The sequence below is a fragment of the Pseudomonas sp. B7 genome (assembly GCF_016735645.1).
Taxonomy (GTDB): Bacteria; Pseudomonadota; Gammaproteobacteria; order Pseudomonadales; family Pseudomonadaceae; genus Aquipseudomonas; species Aquipseudomonas glycinae.
This window is the reverse complement of the sequence record NZ_JAERRE010000001.1, coordinates 17,009-31,377: the sequence shown is the minus strand read 5'-3', so window position 1 is coordinate 31,377 and position 14,369 is coordinate 17,009. Positions and strand designations below refer to the sequence as shown.

16 protein-coding genes are annotated in these 14,369 nt (G+C 63.4%); 5 read left to right on the top strand and 11 right to left on the bottom strand.

Annotated features, from left to right (window positions below):
• Positions 1-8: 8 nt before the first annotated feature.
• From dsbG to dsbD, 3 genes are read right to left on the bottom strand one after another with little or no spacing between them, the layout of a single operon-like run.
• Positions 9-779 carry a thiol:disulfide interchange protein DsbG gene (gene dsbG / locus JKA62_RS00175; RefSeq protein WP_085655122.1) on the bottom strand — a complete coding sequence of 257 codons (771 nt, stop codon included), beginning with the start codon at positions 777-779 and terminating at the stop codon, positions 9-11.
• Positions 755-1,627, bottom strand: a complete 873-nt coding sequence (locus JKA62_RS00170; RefSeq protein WP_201815695.1) for a TlpA disulfide reductase family protein — start codon at positions 1,625-1,627, stop codon at positions 755-757. The genes dsbG and JKA62_RS00170 overlap by 25 nt, the downstream gene beginning before the upstream one ends.
• Positions 1,627-3,357: a protein-disulfide reductase DsbD gene (gene dsbD, locus JKA62_RS00165; RefSeq protein WP_201815694.1), complete on the bottom strand. Its 1,731-nt coding sequence runs from the start codon at positions 3,355-3,357 to the stop codon at positions 1,627-1,629. The genes JKA62_RS00170 and dsbD overlap by 1 nt, the downstream gene beginning before the upstream one ends.
• Positions 3,358-3,510: 153 nt before the next feature.
• Between dsbD and JKA62_RS00160 the strand changes: the two genes are divergently transcribed.
• From JKA62_RS00160 to JKA62_RS00140, 5 genes are all read left to right on the top strand, one after another.
• Positions 3,511-4,191, top strand: a complete 681-nt coding sequence (locus JKA62_RS00160) for a response regulator (RefSeq protein WP_201815693.1) — start codon at positions 3,511-3,513, stop codon at positions 4,189-4,191.
• Positions 4,191-5,513, top strand: a complete 1,323-nt coding sequence (locus JKA62_RS00155) for an ATP-binding protein (protein ID WP_201815692.1) — start codon at positions 4,191-4,193, stop codon at positions 5,511-5,513. Before JKA62_RS00160 ends, JKA62_RS00155 begins: the two co-directional genes overlap by 1 nt.
• Positions 5,514-5,621: 108 nt before the next feature.
• Positions 5,622-6,107 (top strand): GNAT family N-acetyltransferase, encoded by a 486-nt coding sequence (locus tag JKA62_RS00150; protein WP_201815691.1) that lies wholly within the window; start codon positions 5,622-5,624, stop codon positions 6,105-6,107.
• Positions 6,108-6,249: 142 nt separating this feature from the next.
• Positions 6,250-7,662: an aspartate aminotransferase family protein gene (locus JKA62_RS00145; protein ID WP_201815690.1), complete on the top strand. Its 1,413-nt coding sequence runs from the start codon at positions 6,250-6,252 to the stop codon at positions 7,660-7,662.
• 83 nt (positions 7,663-7,745) lie between these two features.
• Positions 7,746-7,970, top strand: coding sequence for an MbtH family protein (locus JKA62_RS00140; RefSeq protein ID WP_011335246.1), 225 nt, complete (start codon positions 7,746-7,748; stop codon positions 7,968-7,970).
• Positions 7,971-8,040: 70 nt separating this feature from the next.
• On the opposite strand, the gene JKA62_RS00135 is transcribed toward JKA62_RS00140, so the two are convergent.
• From JKA62_RS00135 to JKA62_RS00100, 8 genes are read right to left on the bottom strand one after another with little or no spacing between them, the layout of a single operon-like run.
• Complete coding sequence (locus JKA62_RS00135; RefSeq protein WP_201815688.1) at positions 8,041-8,940, bottom strand: metal ABC transporter substrate-binding protein; 900 nt, start codon at positions 8,938-8,940, stop codon at positions 8,041-8,043.
• Positions 8,941-9,840, bottom strand: a complete 900-nt coding sequence (locus JKA62_RS00130) for a metal ABC transporter permease (RefSeq protein WP_011335244.1) — start codon at positions 9,838-9,840, stop codon at positions 8,941-8,943.
• The gene (locus JKA62_RS00125; RefSeq protein ID WP_011335243.1) at positions 9,840-10,583 is read right to left on the bottom strand and encodes a metal ABC transporter ATP-binding protein; all 744 of its coding nucleotides are present in this window, start codon (positions 10,581-10,583) and stop codon (positions 9,840-9,842) included. Before JKA62_RS00125 ends, JKA62_RS00130 begins: the two co-directional genes overlap by 1 nt.
• Positions 10,580-11,509 (bottom strand): metal ABC transporter substrate-binding protein, encoded by a 930-nt coding sequence (locus JKA62_RS00120; protein ID WP_011335242.1) that lies wholly within the window; start codon positions 11,507-11,509, stop codon positions 10,580-10,582. Before JKA62_RS00120 ends, JKA62_RS00125 begins: the two co-directional genes overlap by 4 nt.
• Positions 11,510-11,544: 35 nt before the next feature.
• Positions 11,545-12,111, bottom strand: coding sequence for a DUF6162 family protein (locus JKA62_RS00115; RefSeq protein ID WP_011335241.1), 567 nt, complete (start codon positions 12,109-12,111; stop codon positions 11,545-11,547).
• On the bottom strand, positions 12,108-12,416 hold the full coding sequence (locus tag JKA62_RS00110) for a hypothetical protein (RefSeq protein WP_236676411.1): 309 nt from the start codon (positions 12,414-12,416) through the stop codon (positions 12,108-12,110). The genes JKA62_RS00115 and JKA62_RS00110 overlap by 4 nt, the downstream gene beginning before the upstream one ends.
• 20 nt (positions 12,417-12,436) lie before the next feature.
• Entirely contained in the window at positions 12,437-12,979 is a 543-nt protein-coding gene (locus JKA62_RS00105; RefSeq protein WP_011335239.1) for a hypothetical protein, read from the bottom strand.
• Positions 12,976-14,175 (bottom strand): PepSY-associated TM helix domain-containing protein, encoded by a 1,200-nt coding sequence (locus JKA62_RS00100; RefSeq protein ID WP_011335238.1) that lies wholly within the window; start codon positions 14,173-14,175, stop codon positions 12,976-12,978. The genes JKA62_RS00105 and JKA62_RS00100 overlap by 4 nt, the downstream gene beginning before the upstream one ends.
• Positions 14,176-14,369: the final 194 nt, after the last annotated feature.

The following is a 14,369-nucleotide window of genomic DNA, read 5'->3' as shown; positions in this document are numbered from 1 at the left end:
GGCGTTTTTTATTTCGGGCCGAGAATCTTCGCCAGTTTGTCCGGCGTCGGCGCGCCTTGCTGTTGTTGCAGCTCGCCCTTGTCGTCCATGTAGAAGATCGCCGGGGTGGCCTGCAAGTCCAGGTCTTCCATCAGCTGCATGTTCGCTGCGAGTTTGGTCTGCACGGCGACCGGAATGTCCTTCAAGGCCTTGAGGGTGCTGGCCTTGCCGGCTTTCTCGTGATCTTCCAGGGCCTTGCTCGGATCCTTGGCGGCGAGCAGGGCGGCGGCTTTGGCCGGGCTGTCTTCGCGGATGATGCCGACCATGATGTGTCGCAGCTGCACCTTGCCGGCCTTGACCCAGGGACGGGCCTGTTCCCAGAACATGTTGCAGTACGGGCAGTTCGGGTCGCTGAACAGGTACACCGTGCGTGGTGCATCCTTGTTGCCGTCCTGAATCCAGTTGCTGGCCTCGAACTTGGCCCAGACTTCCTTGGCCATCGGCGCGTAGACCAGTTTTTGCAGCGGCGCGCTGCTCAGGTCGTTGCCGTCGGCGTCGTACAGGTTGCCCAGCAGCACATGCTTGCCGTCCGGCGTCAGGTACAGCGCCATGCCACGGTTCTGGTATTGCGCGGCGTAACCACGCAAGCCGTCCGGCGCGTCGAACTGGCCGACGATTTTTGCGCCTTTGGCTTCAATCTTCTTGATCGCTTCAGGCAATTCTTCGGCGGCCTGTACCGACGGCAAGTGCAGCAGGGCTGCGCTCATGGTCAGCGTCAGCAGGTGGCGGAGGCGGGGCATGGCAGTTTCCTTGAAGAAGAGGTGGCCGGATTCGGGCTGGAAGCCGGGGTGTCGAAGTTTTCCAGGGCGCGGGCCAGGCTGGCGTTCGACAGCTCGCCCAGATGGCTGCCCAGCAGACGACCGTCCGGGCTGTAGAACAGGGTAGTCGGCAGGGCCATGGAACCCACGGCCTGACCGAGGCGTCCGCTGCGGTCGAACAACACGTTGTTCAGGCTCAAGCCCTGGGTTTCGAGAAAAGTCGCAACGCTTTGCATGCTTTCGGCCTGGTTGACGAACAGGAACGTCAGGTCCGGGCGTTGTTGCTGGGCGTTTTCCAGCACCGGCATTTCCCGTCGGCACGGCGGGCACCAGGTGGCCCACAGGTTGATCACCAGCGGCCCGCCCTGATAGTCGGTGAGTTTCACGGTTTCCCCGGCGGCGTTGCGCAGGGTGATGTCCGGCAGGCGCGTGCCTTGCTCGTAGATGTTCAGCGACAGGGTCGCCAGCACCCAGAACGCCACACCGCTGACCACGCCGAAGCCCAGCGGTCGACGCAAACCCGGCCGGCGCCAGCCGCGATACAGTGCCGCCAGCAACAGCACGATCACCCCCGGCCAGGCGAGAAAACCGCCGTCGCGCAGGTCGATGATCTGCCACAGATCGTTGCGATAGTGGCCCCAGTACACAGCGACAAATGCAACGCGCGCCGCCAGCATGCCGAGCAGAAACAGGCTGAACAGCGCCGACTCGGGGTTGTCACCACCGCGCTTGGCCACCCGCCAGCCGACGAAGGTCGCCAGCGCCAGCGCGCTGATCAGCAGCAGATGGTTGAGGGCGATGGCAAAGGTGCCGAGGGTGAAGGTCAGCATTAACGGGCGTCTCGGGTGGTGGTCCAGCGTTGCAGGAAAGTGTCGGCATCGACCTCGCCGGTGATGCGCTGGCTGCGGCGCTCTTCGCCGTCGGCGCCGATCCACACGAAACTTGGTGGCCCCGGCACTTTATAACGGCCGAGCAGTTCGCGGCTGGCGGCATTGTCGGCGGTGACGTCGAGTCGGAGCAAGCGCACATCGCTCAGGGCCTGCATCACCCGCGCCTGGCCGAACACCTGTTTCTCCATGACTTTGCACGACACGCACCAGTCGGCGTAGTAGTCGAGCAGCACCCACTGGCCCTGCGCTTTGGCGGTGTCGAGCTCGCGTTGCAGGGCAGCGGGATCCTTGATCGTCGTGAAGCCTTCGTGGCCGTTCGGGGCCGCCGTGCCGACGCGGCCGGCGCTGTATACCTGCAGCGGCTGATACGGGTCTTCACTGCCGCCCGCCGCACCGACCACCAGCAGACTGCCCCACAGACCCAGCAACAGCGAACCGGCACCGAACAATTGCGCTACGCGACCAAAGCCCTCGGACTGTTTCCATGCGCTGTAAGCGGCGATCAACAGCAGCGCGCCGCACAGACCCAGCCACAGCGACGGATCCAGCACCGGTCGCAGCATCAGCAGCGCGGTGGCGAGGAACAGGAAGCCGAACACGCCTTTGAGCAGATTCATCCACGCGCCGGGCTTGGGCAGGAAGCGATTGCCGACCGTCACCAGCAACAGCAGCGGCACGCCGATGCCGATGCCAAGGGCAAACAGGATCAGGCCGCCGTGCAGTGCGTTGCCGCTTTGCGCGATGTAGAGCAGGGCGCCGGCCAGCGGTGCGGTCATGCACGGGCCGACCAGCAGACCGGACAGCGCGCCTAATACGCCGGCGCCGACCAGGCTGCCACCGCGCTGACTGCGCGAGGCGTGTTCCAGTCGATCCCGCAGGGCCACCGGCAATTGCAGCTCGAAGAAGCCGAACATCGGCAGCGCCAGAACCACAAACACGGCCGCGAACGTCCCGAGCAGCCACGGGTTCTGCAACCACGCCTGCAGGTTCGCCCCCAGCAGCGCGGCGATGACGCCCATCGCCGCATACACCAGCGCCATGCATACCACATAGCTGCCGGCCAGCGCGAAACCGCGACGCGGCGTGGCGCCGCTGCCCACGACCATGCCCGCCAGAATCGGCAGCATCGGCAGCGAGCACGGCGCAAACGCCAACAGCAGACCGAGACCGAAGAACACCAGCAGACTCCAGCCCAGCGAGTGCTGTTGCAGACCGCTGGCCAGTGCCTGATCCGGTGCTTCATCTGTCGTTGCTGAGGCTTTGCCGCCGAGGTCGATCACTCGCGTCTGCGGGGGATAGCAAAGACCGGCGTCGGCGCAGCCCTGATAACTGACCTTGATCTGGCCTTGGGCGGCTGCCGGGATTTTCAGCTCGAGGCCTTGACGATAGACCGGTTGCTCGCCGAAATACTCGTCGCTGTGGGACTCGCCTTCGGGCAGGGCCGGGACGTTTTGCGTCGCCAGCCCGTCGAATTTCAGACGCTTCTGATACAGGTAGTAGCCGTCGGCGATTTGCCAGAACAGTTGGGTCTCACCGGAATCCAGACGTTCCGAGGTCAACACGAATGCCTTGTCGACCGGAAGAAACTCCGGTTTTGAAGCAAAGGGATCGTTCCCCGCCTGGGCCAGACTTGAAATCAACAGTGCAAAAAACAGAAAAAAATGACGCATGGAGGAGCCTTGTCCCTGTGCAATTGAGGGGCACAGTGGCGGGCGGCGATTAACCGATGATTAACCGCGACGCCCTTGTCGGTGTGGCGTTCGGGGCATAATGTCGGCTTAATCGGCCAGCGGCCTAATCAGCACTTTTCTACGGGACTCACCATGCACGTACTGGTTTGCGAAGACGATGAGTTGATCGCCAGCGGGATCGTCGCCGGGCTGACGGCGCAAGGCCTGACGGTCGAGCACGTCAACACGGCCTCCAAGGCGCGGGCGATTCTCAAGGTTGCCGAATTTGACGTGATGGTGCTCGATCTCGGGCTGCCGGACGAAGATGGTCTCAAGTTGCTGCAACAACTGCGTCAGCAAGGCCTGGAGATTCCGGTGCTGATCCTGACTGCACGGGATTCGGTCACGGATCGGGTCGACGGCTTGCAATCCGGCGCCGACGACTACCTGCTCAAGCCGTTCGACCTGCGTGAGTTGTTCGCCCGTCTGCAAACCCTGCTGCGTCGGGTAGCCGGGCGCAGCGTCAACCTGATCGAACACGGTGCGCTGACCTACGACCCGAGCAGCCGCGAAACCATGCTGGCGGGCCGCCCGGTGGACCTGTCCCGTCGCGAGCAATCCCTGCTGCAAGCCTTGCTGCACAACCGTGGCCGGGTGCTGTCCACCGAGCAGTTGAAGGACAGCGTCTACGGTTTCAACGATGAACTGGAGAGCAACGCGCTCAACGTGCACATCCATCACCTGCGCAGCAAACTGGGTAAAGGCATCGTCGAAACCGTGCGGGGTCTGGGCTATCGCCTGGGCCCGGCCGATGGCGGGGAACCTGACAAGTGATGAGTCTGCGCCTGCGCCTGAGCCTGACCCTCGGCGCCGCGTTCGCGCTGATCTGGGCCCTGGCGGCCGCCTGGATGCTCAGCGACCTGCGCAACCAGATGATGTTTTCCCTCGACCAGCGCCTGGTGGCGTCGGCGCGGATGGTCGCCGGCTTGCTGGAACAATTGCCGGCCATTCCGAGCAAAGGCGAGGGTACGCATTTCAGCGCCGAGCAACTGAACATTCCGGGCGGCATGGCCTGTCAGGTCAGCTCGCTGCGCGGAGAAATCCTCGCTCGCAGCCACAACAATCCGGAACAGGCACTGGAAGCGCAGAAAATGGGTTTCCACGATCAGATGATCGATGGCGCGCCTTGGCGCAGCTTCACCCTGGCTCGGGGCGATGTGCGAATTACCACTGCCGACCGGGTGATTGAGCGCGAAGCCCTGAACATGTCGATCCTGCTGGCGGCCTCGGTGCCGGTGGGCGTGGCGTTGCTCGGCTGCCTGTGCCTGTTGTGGCTGGGGATCGGCCAGGGTCTGGCACCGCTCAACCGCTTGCGTGAAGCCTTGATGCGCCGCAACGCCGACTCGCTTGAGCCGTTGCAGTTGCAGTCATTCCCCAGTGAACTGAAACCGCTGCTCGAAACCCAGAACCAGCTGTTCCAGCGCATTGGCAAGACCATCGAACGTGAACGTCGCCTGACCGGCGATGCCGCCCATGAACTGCGCAGCCCGCTGACCGCAATCAAGACCCACCTGCAAGTGGCGCGCATGACCGAGGGCAGCGCTCGCGATCAGTCCCTGGCCCGGGCCGAGGAGGGCGCCGACCGTCTGCACCGGACCCTTGAGCAATTGCTGTTGCTGGCGCGGGTCGAGGGCAGTCTGTCGTTCGACGACGGTGTGCAATGCAGTGCCGAGCAGGTGGCGAAACTGGCGATTCAGGACTCGGCCAGCGACCAGCGCCAGCGCATCAGGCTGCACCTGCCAGAACGCTTGTCCGGTGCGCCCCTGCAAATGCCGGCGGTGCTGTCGATCGCAGCCTTGCGCAACCTGCTGGACAACGCCCTGCGTCATACACCGACCGACGGGGCGGTGGAGCTGAGCCTGGAAACCACCGCCAATCGCGTGCGTTTCGTGGTGCGCGATCACGGGCCTGGCATTGCCCCGGACGATCTGCAACATCTGACCCAGCGCTTCTGGCGCAACGGCCAGAGCACCGGCTGCGGACTGGGGTTGGCGATTGTCCAGGCGATCGTTCAGCGTTGCGCCTGCACCCTGCATTTCGATAGCCGCCCGGACGGTTTGCGGGTCGAGTTGACCATGCCGCTGCAATCGGTCTGACAGTTACTCAGGCACATCAAATGTAACCTCTCTCCATTAGTCATCCGCCGGCCGCGACGTTATTGTCGCCCCCAGCCTCTGACTCAATGGATTGAGGGAAACAGCGCCATGGAAGCACCCATCTACATCTGTCCCGCCACCTCCGCCGACGCCGGCATCATCAGCCGGATCCTCGAACGCTCGATCCGCGTCGGTTGCGCGCTCGACCATCGCAACGATCCACAACTGGTCGACCGCTGGGTCCGCCGACAATCGGCGGAACATATCAGCGGCTGGCTCGCTGATCCGCATCTCTATCTGAATATCGCGCTTCTTCACGATAAACCGGTCGGCGTCGGTATGGCCGCAGCCAATGGCGAGGTCACGTTCTGTCACGTGCAGCCGGAGTGGTTTCGCCGGGGTGCGGGTCGCGCGCTGATGGGCGATCTCGAGGGTTGGCTGAGGATTCGTGGCCGTCCTTGCGTCACGCTCGTCAGCACGCGAACCGGCGAGGCGTTCTGCCGGCGTCTGGGGTATCGCGAAGCGGCGTCTGCCTTCACGCATCACGGCGTTTTGAGCCTGCCGATGCACAAGCCGCTGGCATTGTCGGCCTGACAGTCGATCAAGGGTGTAAATCCTCGACACGCTGGTGCGTTTCCAGAACAGGAAAACCAGCATGTGCGCCCCGCGACCGGGACGCGCACCTGCCCGGTATGCAGTTTTGGTCACTATCCATAGCGTATTGAGGGGTCGAGAGATGTCAGTCGCCACCAGCCTTATCGAAGAGTCGTCGGCCCGGATCGCCTCCGCGCCGGCGGAAACGCTGTATCAGTTCAATGAGTCACCGTTGCTGGCCCGTCAGAGCCAGCAGGAATCCAATGCCCGCAGCTACCCGCGGCGGATTCCGCTGGCGTTGAAGCGCGCCAAAGGTCTTTACGTCGAAGACGTCGAGGGCCGCACTTTCATCGATTGCCTTGCCGGTGCCGGCACTCTGGCGCTGGGGCATAACCATCCGGTGGTGATCGAGGCGATCCAGCAGGTACTGGCCGATGAACTGCCGCTGCACACTCTGGACCTGACCACGCCGGTGAAGGATCAATTCGTTCAGGACTTGTTCGGCCTGCTGCCACCTGCACTGGCCAAGGAAGCGAAAATCCAGTTCTGCGGCCCGACCGGCACCGACGCGGTGGAAGCCGCGCTGAAACTGGTGCGCACCGCCACCGGGCGCAGCACTGTGCTGTCGTTCTCCGGCGGTTACCACGGCATGAGCCAGGGCGCCTTGAGCCTGATGGGCAGCCTGGGCCCGAAAAAGCCGCTGGGTGCGCTGCTCAGCAGTGGCGTGCAATTCATGCCGTTCCCGTACGACTACCGTTGCCCGTTCGGCCTCGGTGGCGCGGCGGGTGTGAAAGCTAATCTGAGCTACCTGGAAAACCTGCTCAATGATCCAGAGGCTGGCGTGCAATTGCCGGCAGCGGTGATCGTCGAAGCGGTGCAGGGCGAGGGCGGTGTGATCCCGGCTGACATCGAGTGGCTGCGCGGTCTGCGCCGTATCACCGAAAAGGCCGGCGTGGCGCTGATCATCGACGAAATCCAGAGCGGTTTCGCCCGCACCGGCAAGATGTTTGCCTTCGAGCACGCCGGCATCATTCCGGATGTGGTCGTGCTGTCCAAAGCCATCGGCGGCAGCTTGCCGCTGGCGGTGGTGGTGTATCGCGAATGGCTCGACACCTGGCAGCCGGGCGCCCACGCCGGTACGTTCCGTGGCAACCAGATGGCGATGGCTGCCGGTTCCGCGGTGATGCGTTATCTGGTCGAGCACAAGATCTGCGAACACGCTGCCGCCATGGGCGAGCGCCTGAGTGAGCACCTGCGCATTCTGCAGCGCGATTTCCCGCAACTGGGCGACATTCGCGGTCGTGGTCTGATGCTAGGTGTCGAACTGGTCGATCCAAACGGCACGCCGGACGCTCTTGGACATCCGCCGGCGTTTGCGCGTCTGGCGCCGCTGGTTCAGCGTGAATGCCTCAAGCGCGGGCTGATTCTGGAGCTGGGCGGGCGCCATGGTGCAGTGGTGCGGTTCCTGCCGCCGCTGGTGATCACCGCTGCGGAAATCGACCGCGTCGCCGAGATCTTCGGTCGTGCACTCAGCGCGGCGACCGCCGCCCTGTAAATTTTTCGCCGCGTCGAACGTTCTTTCTACATACCCGGCTGCACCCGTCGTGCAGCCCACCCTTACAGCGATGGAGACACAGCATGACGTCAGTATTCGACCGCGAGGACATCCTCTTTCAAGTCGTGGTCAACCACGAAGAGCAGTACTCGATCTGGCCGGACTACAAGGCTATCCCGGAAGGCTGGCGCACCGTGGGCAAGAGCGGCCTGAAGAAGGAATGCCTGGCCTACATCGAAGAGGTCTGGACCGACATGCGCCCGCTGAGCCTGCGCCAGAAGATGGAAGCGCAAGCGGCTGCCCAGTAAGTCATCAGCCAAAAAGAAACCCGCTGGACTGGAAACAGTCAGCGGGTTTTTTCATGTCCAGAGGACTGGCTTACGCGCCGCTCAGGCCCTTGAGCAGCGCATCCACATTGCCTTCCAGCTCTGCCACCGGATCCGCCGCATCGGTGCTCAACACCAGCAGATGACTGCCCGATTCGGCAATCGCCGATTTCACCGCATCCGACGGCTGGCGATGGTGCAGCACCACTGCTACGTCGTTGTCTTTCAGGGTCGCGGTCAGTTTTTTCAGATCTTCCGGCGTCCACTCGGCATCCGGTCGGGCGTCCTGTCCGGTCAACTCCAGATTCAGGCTGCCGATCAGGTAACCGAAGTGATCGCTCAGGCTCATCACGCTCAGGTTGTCGGCACTGGCCAGGCGCGCCTCGCTGTCGGCACTGAGTTTCAGCAGGCGCTGCTTCAGTGCTGCCAGATTGGCTTCGATCTTCGGTTTGTCCTGCGGTGCCAGGCGCACCAGATCCGCCGCCATCACATCGGCCATGCGCCCCATGTTGTTGCTCGCCAGCCACGGCTGGCTGTTCAGGCCGTCGACCTTGAGCCCCGGTTGCACAGCAATGCCGGGCAGGGCGCCGTCCACCGGGCGGGCGGCGTCGACTTCGACGATGCGGATGTTGCTGCGACGGGCGATCGGGTACAGCGGATCATCGGCCCACAGCGAACGCACGCCGATCACCGCATCGGCGCCGGAGGCCAGTTTGCTCAGCGCCGGGGCGCCGCGACCGGTGAAGTAGGCAGTCTGACGGCTGCCCGGCAGATTCGCCGGCGCCGCGCGCTCGAGGCTGATGTCGGTGCCCTTGAGCAGGACTTCGCCCAGACCGTAAGTGATGGGCAGCGAGGCCAGCACCCGCAACGGTTTCTCGGCAGCCAGCAGGGGGCTCGAAACCGCGCCGCTGAGGGCGATGGCCAGGGTCAGTTGTCGCAATGAAAAAGCCATTTATCCAAGGTTCCCTTTCAGACTGGGGACGACGCCCCGGGCAATCGCGGCGAGGGCGAAGGCGATACCGGCGACCAGAATGATCGCGGCGCCGGACGGAATCGGCAGGTCGAACACGATCGGCGCAAGAATCCCGCACAGGGTACTGACCGTGGCGATCAGCACCGAGCACCAGAAAAAGCCCTTGAGCGACTGGCTGAGCAGACGCGCTGCCGCCGCCGGAATCACCAGCAGCGCACCGACCAGAATCGCACCGATGACTTTCACCGCTGCAACCGTAATCAGCGTCACCAGAATCACGAACAGGTAATCCAGGGTCTTCACGGCGACGCCGCGTACCGCCGCCAGTTGCGGGTTGAAGCTGGCGAGCATGATCCGGTTGTACAGCGGCAGTGCCAGCGCCATGACCAGTGAGCCGACAATCGCCAGCACCAGCAGATCGTTCCCGTTGACCGTCAGCACCGAGCCGAACAGTACGTTTTCCAGAATGTGCACGTTGATCTTGCCTGCCAGAATCAGCAGCAGGCTGGCACCCAGCGCAAGGGACACCGACAGGAACACGCCGATCAGCGTGTCCGGGGCCAGGCCGGTACGGTTGCGCAGATAGTTGAGCAGAATGCCGAACAGCAGGCAGTAGCCGAACAGGCTGCCGTACGGCCCGGTGTAGGGCTCGCCGAGCAGAATGCCGATGGCCACGCCGGTCAGTGCCGCGTGGCCGACCGCCTCGGAGAAAAACGCGAAGCGCTTGACCACCACCAGCGTGCCGAGGCCGCCGAGCACCGGGCCGATCAACATACCGGCGAGCAGCGCATTGACCACAAACCCGTAGGCCAGGGCTTCCGGCAGGTAACCGGAGGAAGCCCAGCCTTGCACCATCAAACGAAAGGCTTCGTAACTCATCAGGCAGCGCTCCGTGGATGGGTCGAGAACAGGGTCAGCAGACGTTCCGGGGTCAGGGCCTGTTGCGGCGAGGCGTCGAACAGCACCCGGCGGTTGAGGCCGGTGACGCGATTGGCCAGACGCCCGACCGCTTCCAGATCGTGCTCGATCCACAGCACGGTGATGCCCGCCGCGCGCCAGTCACCCAGCAAACGCTCGAACACCTGGATTCCGGCTTCGTCGAGGGCCGACATCGGTTCATCCAGCACCAGCAGTTGCGGCGCCGGAATCAGGCCCTGGGCGAGCAATACCCGCTGGCGTTCGCCACCGGACAGCGCACCCATCCGGCGCTTGCGCTTGTCCTGCATACCGACCCGCTCCAGCGCATCACCGATAGCGCCGGCGTAGCGTTTGCTCAGGCCGAGAAAGGCCGGGCGGCGCTGGCACATGGCAGCCATGAAATCGTCGACGGTCATCGGCAGGCCCCGATCGAACTCCAGCGCCTGCGGCACGTAACCGATGGTGCCGGGCTCGCCGGGCCATTGCAGGCTGAGCCGGCCCTGATGGGGCATCTGCCCGAGCAGGGTCTTGATCAGCGAACTCTTGCCGCCGCCGTTGGGACCGACCAGCGCATGCACGCTGCCGGGCTGCACCTGGAAGGTGACCTTGTCCAGAATCGTCGTGCGGCCGAGGGTCAGGCTGATGTCAGCGAAATCCAGGGTCGGGCCGCTGCTGGCTATCGACAGGTTTTCCTGAGCTGTCATGCGCCGGACTCCTGAATCGCCCGAACCACGGTGTTGAGGTTGCCGGTCATTTCCTTTTCGTACTTGTCGGCGGTGTATTCGCCGTAGGAAATGTGCGACAGCGGGTACAACTTCACACCGGATTCACGCTGGATGGTTTCGACGTAAGTGGACGGGAAGTCCATTTCGGAGAAGATCACTTTCACGTCCAGTTCCCGCAGTTGATCGATGGTTTTCTTCAACTGGCTCGGGCTCGGCTCGATGCCGTGGGCCGGCTCGACCACGGCGGTGACTTCCAGACCGAACTCGCGCAGCAGGTAGTCGTAAGCGGCGTGCACTGTGGCCACTCGCAGTTCGGCGTTCGGTGCCTGGGTCAGCTTGGCCAGGGCGTCGGCGCGCATCTGCCGCAGGCGTTTGCCATAGGCGCGGGCGTTCTGGGTGTAGGTCTTGGCGTTGTCCGGGTCGAGCTTGCCCAGCTCCCGGGCGATGTTGTTGACCTGGGCAATCGAGGCGCTGATCGACAGGAACGTGTGCGGGTTCACCACTTTGCCGGCACCGCGCGCGGCAACCCCGGTGGCGGCCAGCAACGGCACGTTTTCGTTGGCTTCGATGGTCTTGATGTTCGGCGTTTCGCTGGCGGCGATCATGCGGTCGGCGAAGTCGTCATGGCCAACCCCGTTGAGCACGATCACATCCAGCCCGCTGATGCGCTTGATGTCTTCGGCGCGCGGCTCGTAGGCGTGCGGGTTGAAGCCGGCGGGAATCAGCGGCACGACCTCGGCCCTGTCGCCGACGATGTTCGCCACGTAGCTGTAATAAGGATGCAGGGTGATGCCGATGCGCAGGCGCTTGGCCTGATCGGCGCTGGCCAGCGGGCTCAGCAGGCTGGCGCACAGGCCGATCAGCAGCAGGCGCAGGAAAGGACGGCGTTGAGATGAACTAGGCATGGGCAAGCGGTCTTCTCTCGAATGAAGGCGAGGGTTCAATGACGATGTTCGCGGGTCACCCCGGCATCGAATTGCGCGACGATCTGTTTCCAGCCGGCAGCGCTTAGCGCTGCATCGGACAGGTCTGTCGGCGCTTGCAGATCGGTGGCGCGGTTGAGCCAGATGTCCGGCCCGGCGTTGTTCAGGCGCATCAGAAACGAACCGGCCACGGTCGGGACCTGGCTCTGGCCGAAGTAGGCACTGTCCGCCAGCAATTGCCAGACGTGACCGCCACGACTGACCGAACTGGCGTCCTGGGCAAACGGGGCGAAGCCTTCATCAGCCAGATTCTGTGGTGTGGGCAACGCTTGCTGTTCTTCGCGCAACAGGTGGATCTCGTCGAGGGTCACCCGCAAGTCGGCATAGATGCCTTGCTCGCTGGCGCCAAGGTCGCGACGGGCGTCCAGTTGATGGCTGGAAACCGGCTCCGGTTCGTGGGATACACCGCGCCATGCGACCACGGAACCGGCAACCGCAAGGATCAGCAGGCACATCAGCAGCACATTGAGGGTTTCGTGCCCGGCACCTGCCGGGCGTACAACCTGGGTGGTCGGCGTGGTCATGGGGCTTCGATATCCGCTTGGTCGATTTCGACCACATGGCCGGGGCCTGCGTCGAACAGCACATAAAACTCGGCGCCGGGTTTCTTGAAGGTCAGGGTCGAATCGGCGCCGAGCTTGCCCGGCACCAGGATGGTTTCGTCGTAGCCGATCACGTCCAGGGTCACCCCCGGCGCGCCGCTGCCGTCGGAGAAGCCGCCGGTGCATTTGATCTGCTCGGCGTCGATGGCCTTGCACTCGCACATCGGGTTGTGGGCCAGGGCGCTGGCGCTGAAACCGGCGCACAGCGCCAGCAATGCAACGCTCATGTTCAAGCGGGAAGGGTGGCTCATGGTTTGGCTCCTTGTTTGTTCAGCCAGGCAACGGTGGCGGGGGAGGCCTGGCTCAGCGGAATCGAGGCTTGGTGCATGCTGCCGTCCCAGCCTTCCATGGTGATCCACAGTTCGGCGTCGGCTCTGGTTTTGTCCGGGACGGGCATCTGCGTACCCATGCTGTAAGGCGTGCCGAAGAAGATCGAACCCGCGGCGCGCAGACTGCGCGGCTTGCCGATACGCAGGTAGGTGGCCTTGACCTGTTCGACACAGGCGTCGCACAGGGCGGCGCTAAAGCCCTTCAGATAACCGGCCGCGCCGTCGGGAAGCGGTGGTTCGTTGCGAAACTCGGCCAGCCTCAGGCTCCAGGGACCCACCTGGACTTCGCCGATCTCGCGTTCGCCCAGTCCGCTGTCGCCGCGAAACAGCGCCTGGTCGGCGAAATACCGGGGCATGAATCCCAGCGGAATCAGCAACAGCAGCACGTTGATGTGGAAGCGCCATTTATGCCAGATCACGCTCAGTCGCGAAGGTTGAACCACTGTGGTGGACTTGCTCACAGATGGACCTCCGACGGTTCACGGTGCAGGGCCGGTTGTGCCTGACCGCGCTGTTTCTTGTGCTCGCGCTTGAGGGCGTTGGCGGTCGCCAGCGCGGTGCGCTTGGTCCAGATCAACAGCCCGCTGAGGACCATCATGCTCAGCACCAGTCCGAAGAAGAACCAGATCAGCTTGATCCACAGTCCACCGAAGTCGCCGGTGTGCAGCGGACGCATGGATTCGGTGACGAACTCCAGGGAGGTCCGGTCGGAGAGCAGGCGCGAGGCTGCCACTTCACCGCTGTAAGGGTTGAGCGTGGCTGACTGGAACATCAGCGGATACCAGCCGCGTCCCCGGATATCGAGGTGGCTGTAGGCATTGCCGGGCAGATTGATGGTGCTGGCTTCGAACCCGGGAATCCGTTGCTGGGCAATTTCGATGGCGTGATCCAGGCTGACCCGTGGCGGTGGCGAACCATCGGCGGACAGCGGCACGCCTTCACGGGACATGGCTGCGATGACCGGCTCGCTGGAGATGGAGATGTGGTTGTCCGAAAGAATGGCTTCGATCAGGAACCACACGGCGGTGACGGAGATCACCGCGATAAACCAGATCGACCAGATGCCGCTGAGACGGTGGAAATCGCCCCAGAATATCCGCGCACCGTGACGCAGGCGCAGGGTCGGGCTGAAAAAGCCCTTCCAGAAACGTTTGTAGACCACCAGTCCGGTCACCAGCGAAGCCAGCATCGGCAGTGCCAGGAAGGACACCAGATACCAGCCCCAGCTGTAACCGTTGGTGAACGGTACCAGCCACCAGCCATGCAAGGCCCGGGTGAAGGCCCGGAAATTGAAGTCGGGCGCGGTGCCCTGGATCACACCGGTGTAAGGGTTGACGTAGACCGTTACCGAGCGCCCGTCAGGTTGACTGACGTTCACCTCCAGCGCGAAATGCGATTCGTCGGGACGACTGATGCGTTCGACCAGCAACTGTGGTTCGGCGGTCTTGATCGCGCTGATGATCTGGTCATAACCCAGCAGCGGGGCATCGTCCGATGGTTGGGTGGCGCGCATTTGCGGATTCACCAGCCAGACGATTTCCTGGCTGACCACCGCCAGGGTGCCGGTGACGCAGACGATCAGGACAAAAAACCAGATTGGCAACGCCAGCCAGCTGTGTACCAGGAACCACAGTTTCGAGCGGGATTTCTTCGACATGATGACGGGTCTTGATTCGGTGAGAGGACTCGGCCACTACGGGCTTCGCAGCGCGGCAGTCCCTGAAGGGCCCGTCGTGGCTTTTGCCTACGCGACCGGCCCGCATCTCTATAAGACGGATGACCGAAGCAAATCCCGATAAACGATATGAAAGTAAATGTTTCGCGATTGCAGGTTGCTGTCGCGTGGGCGGA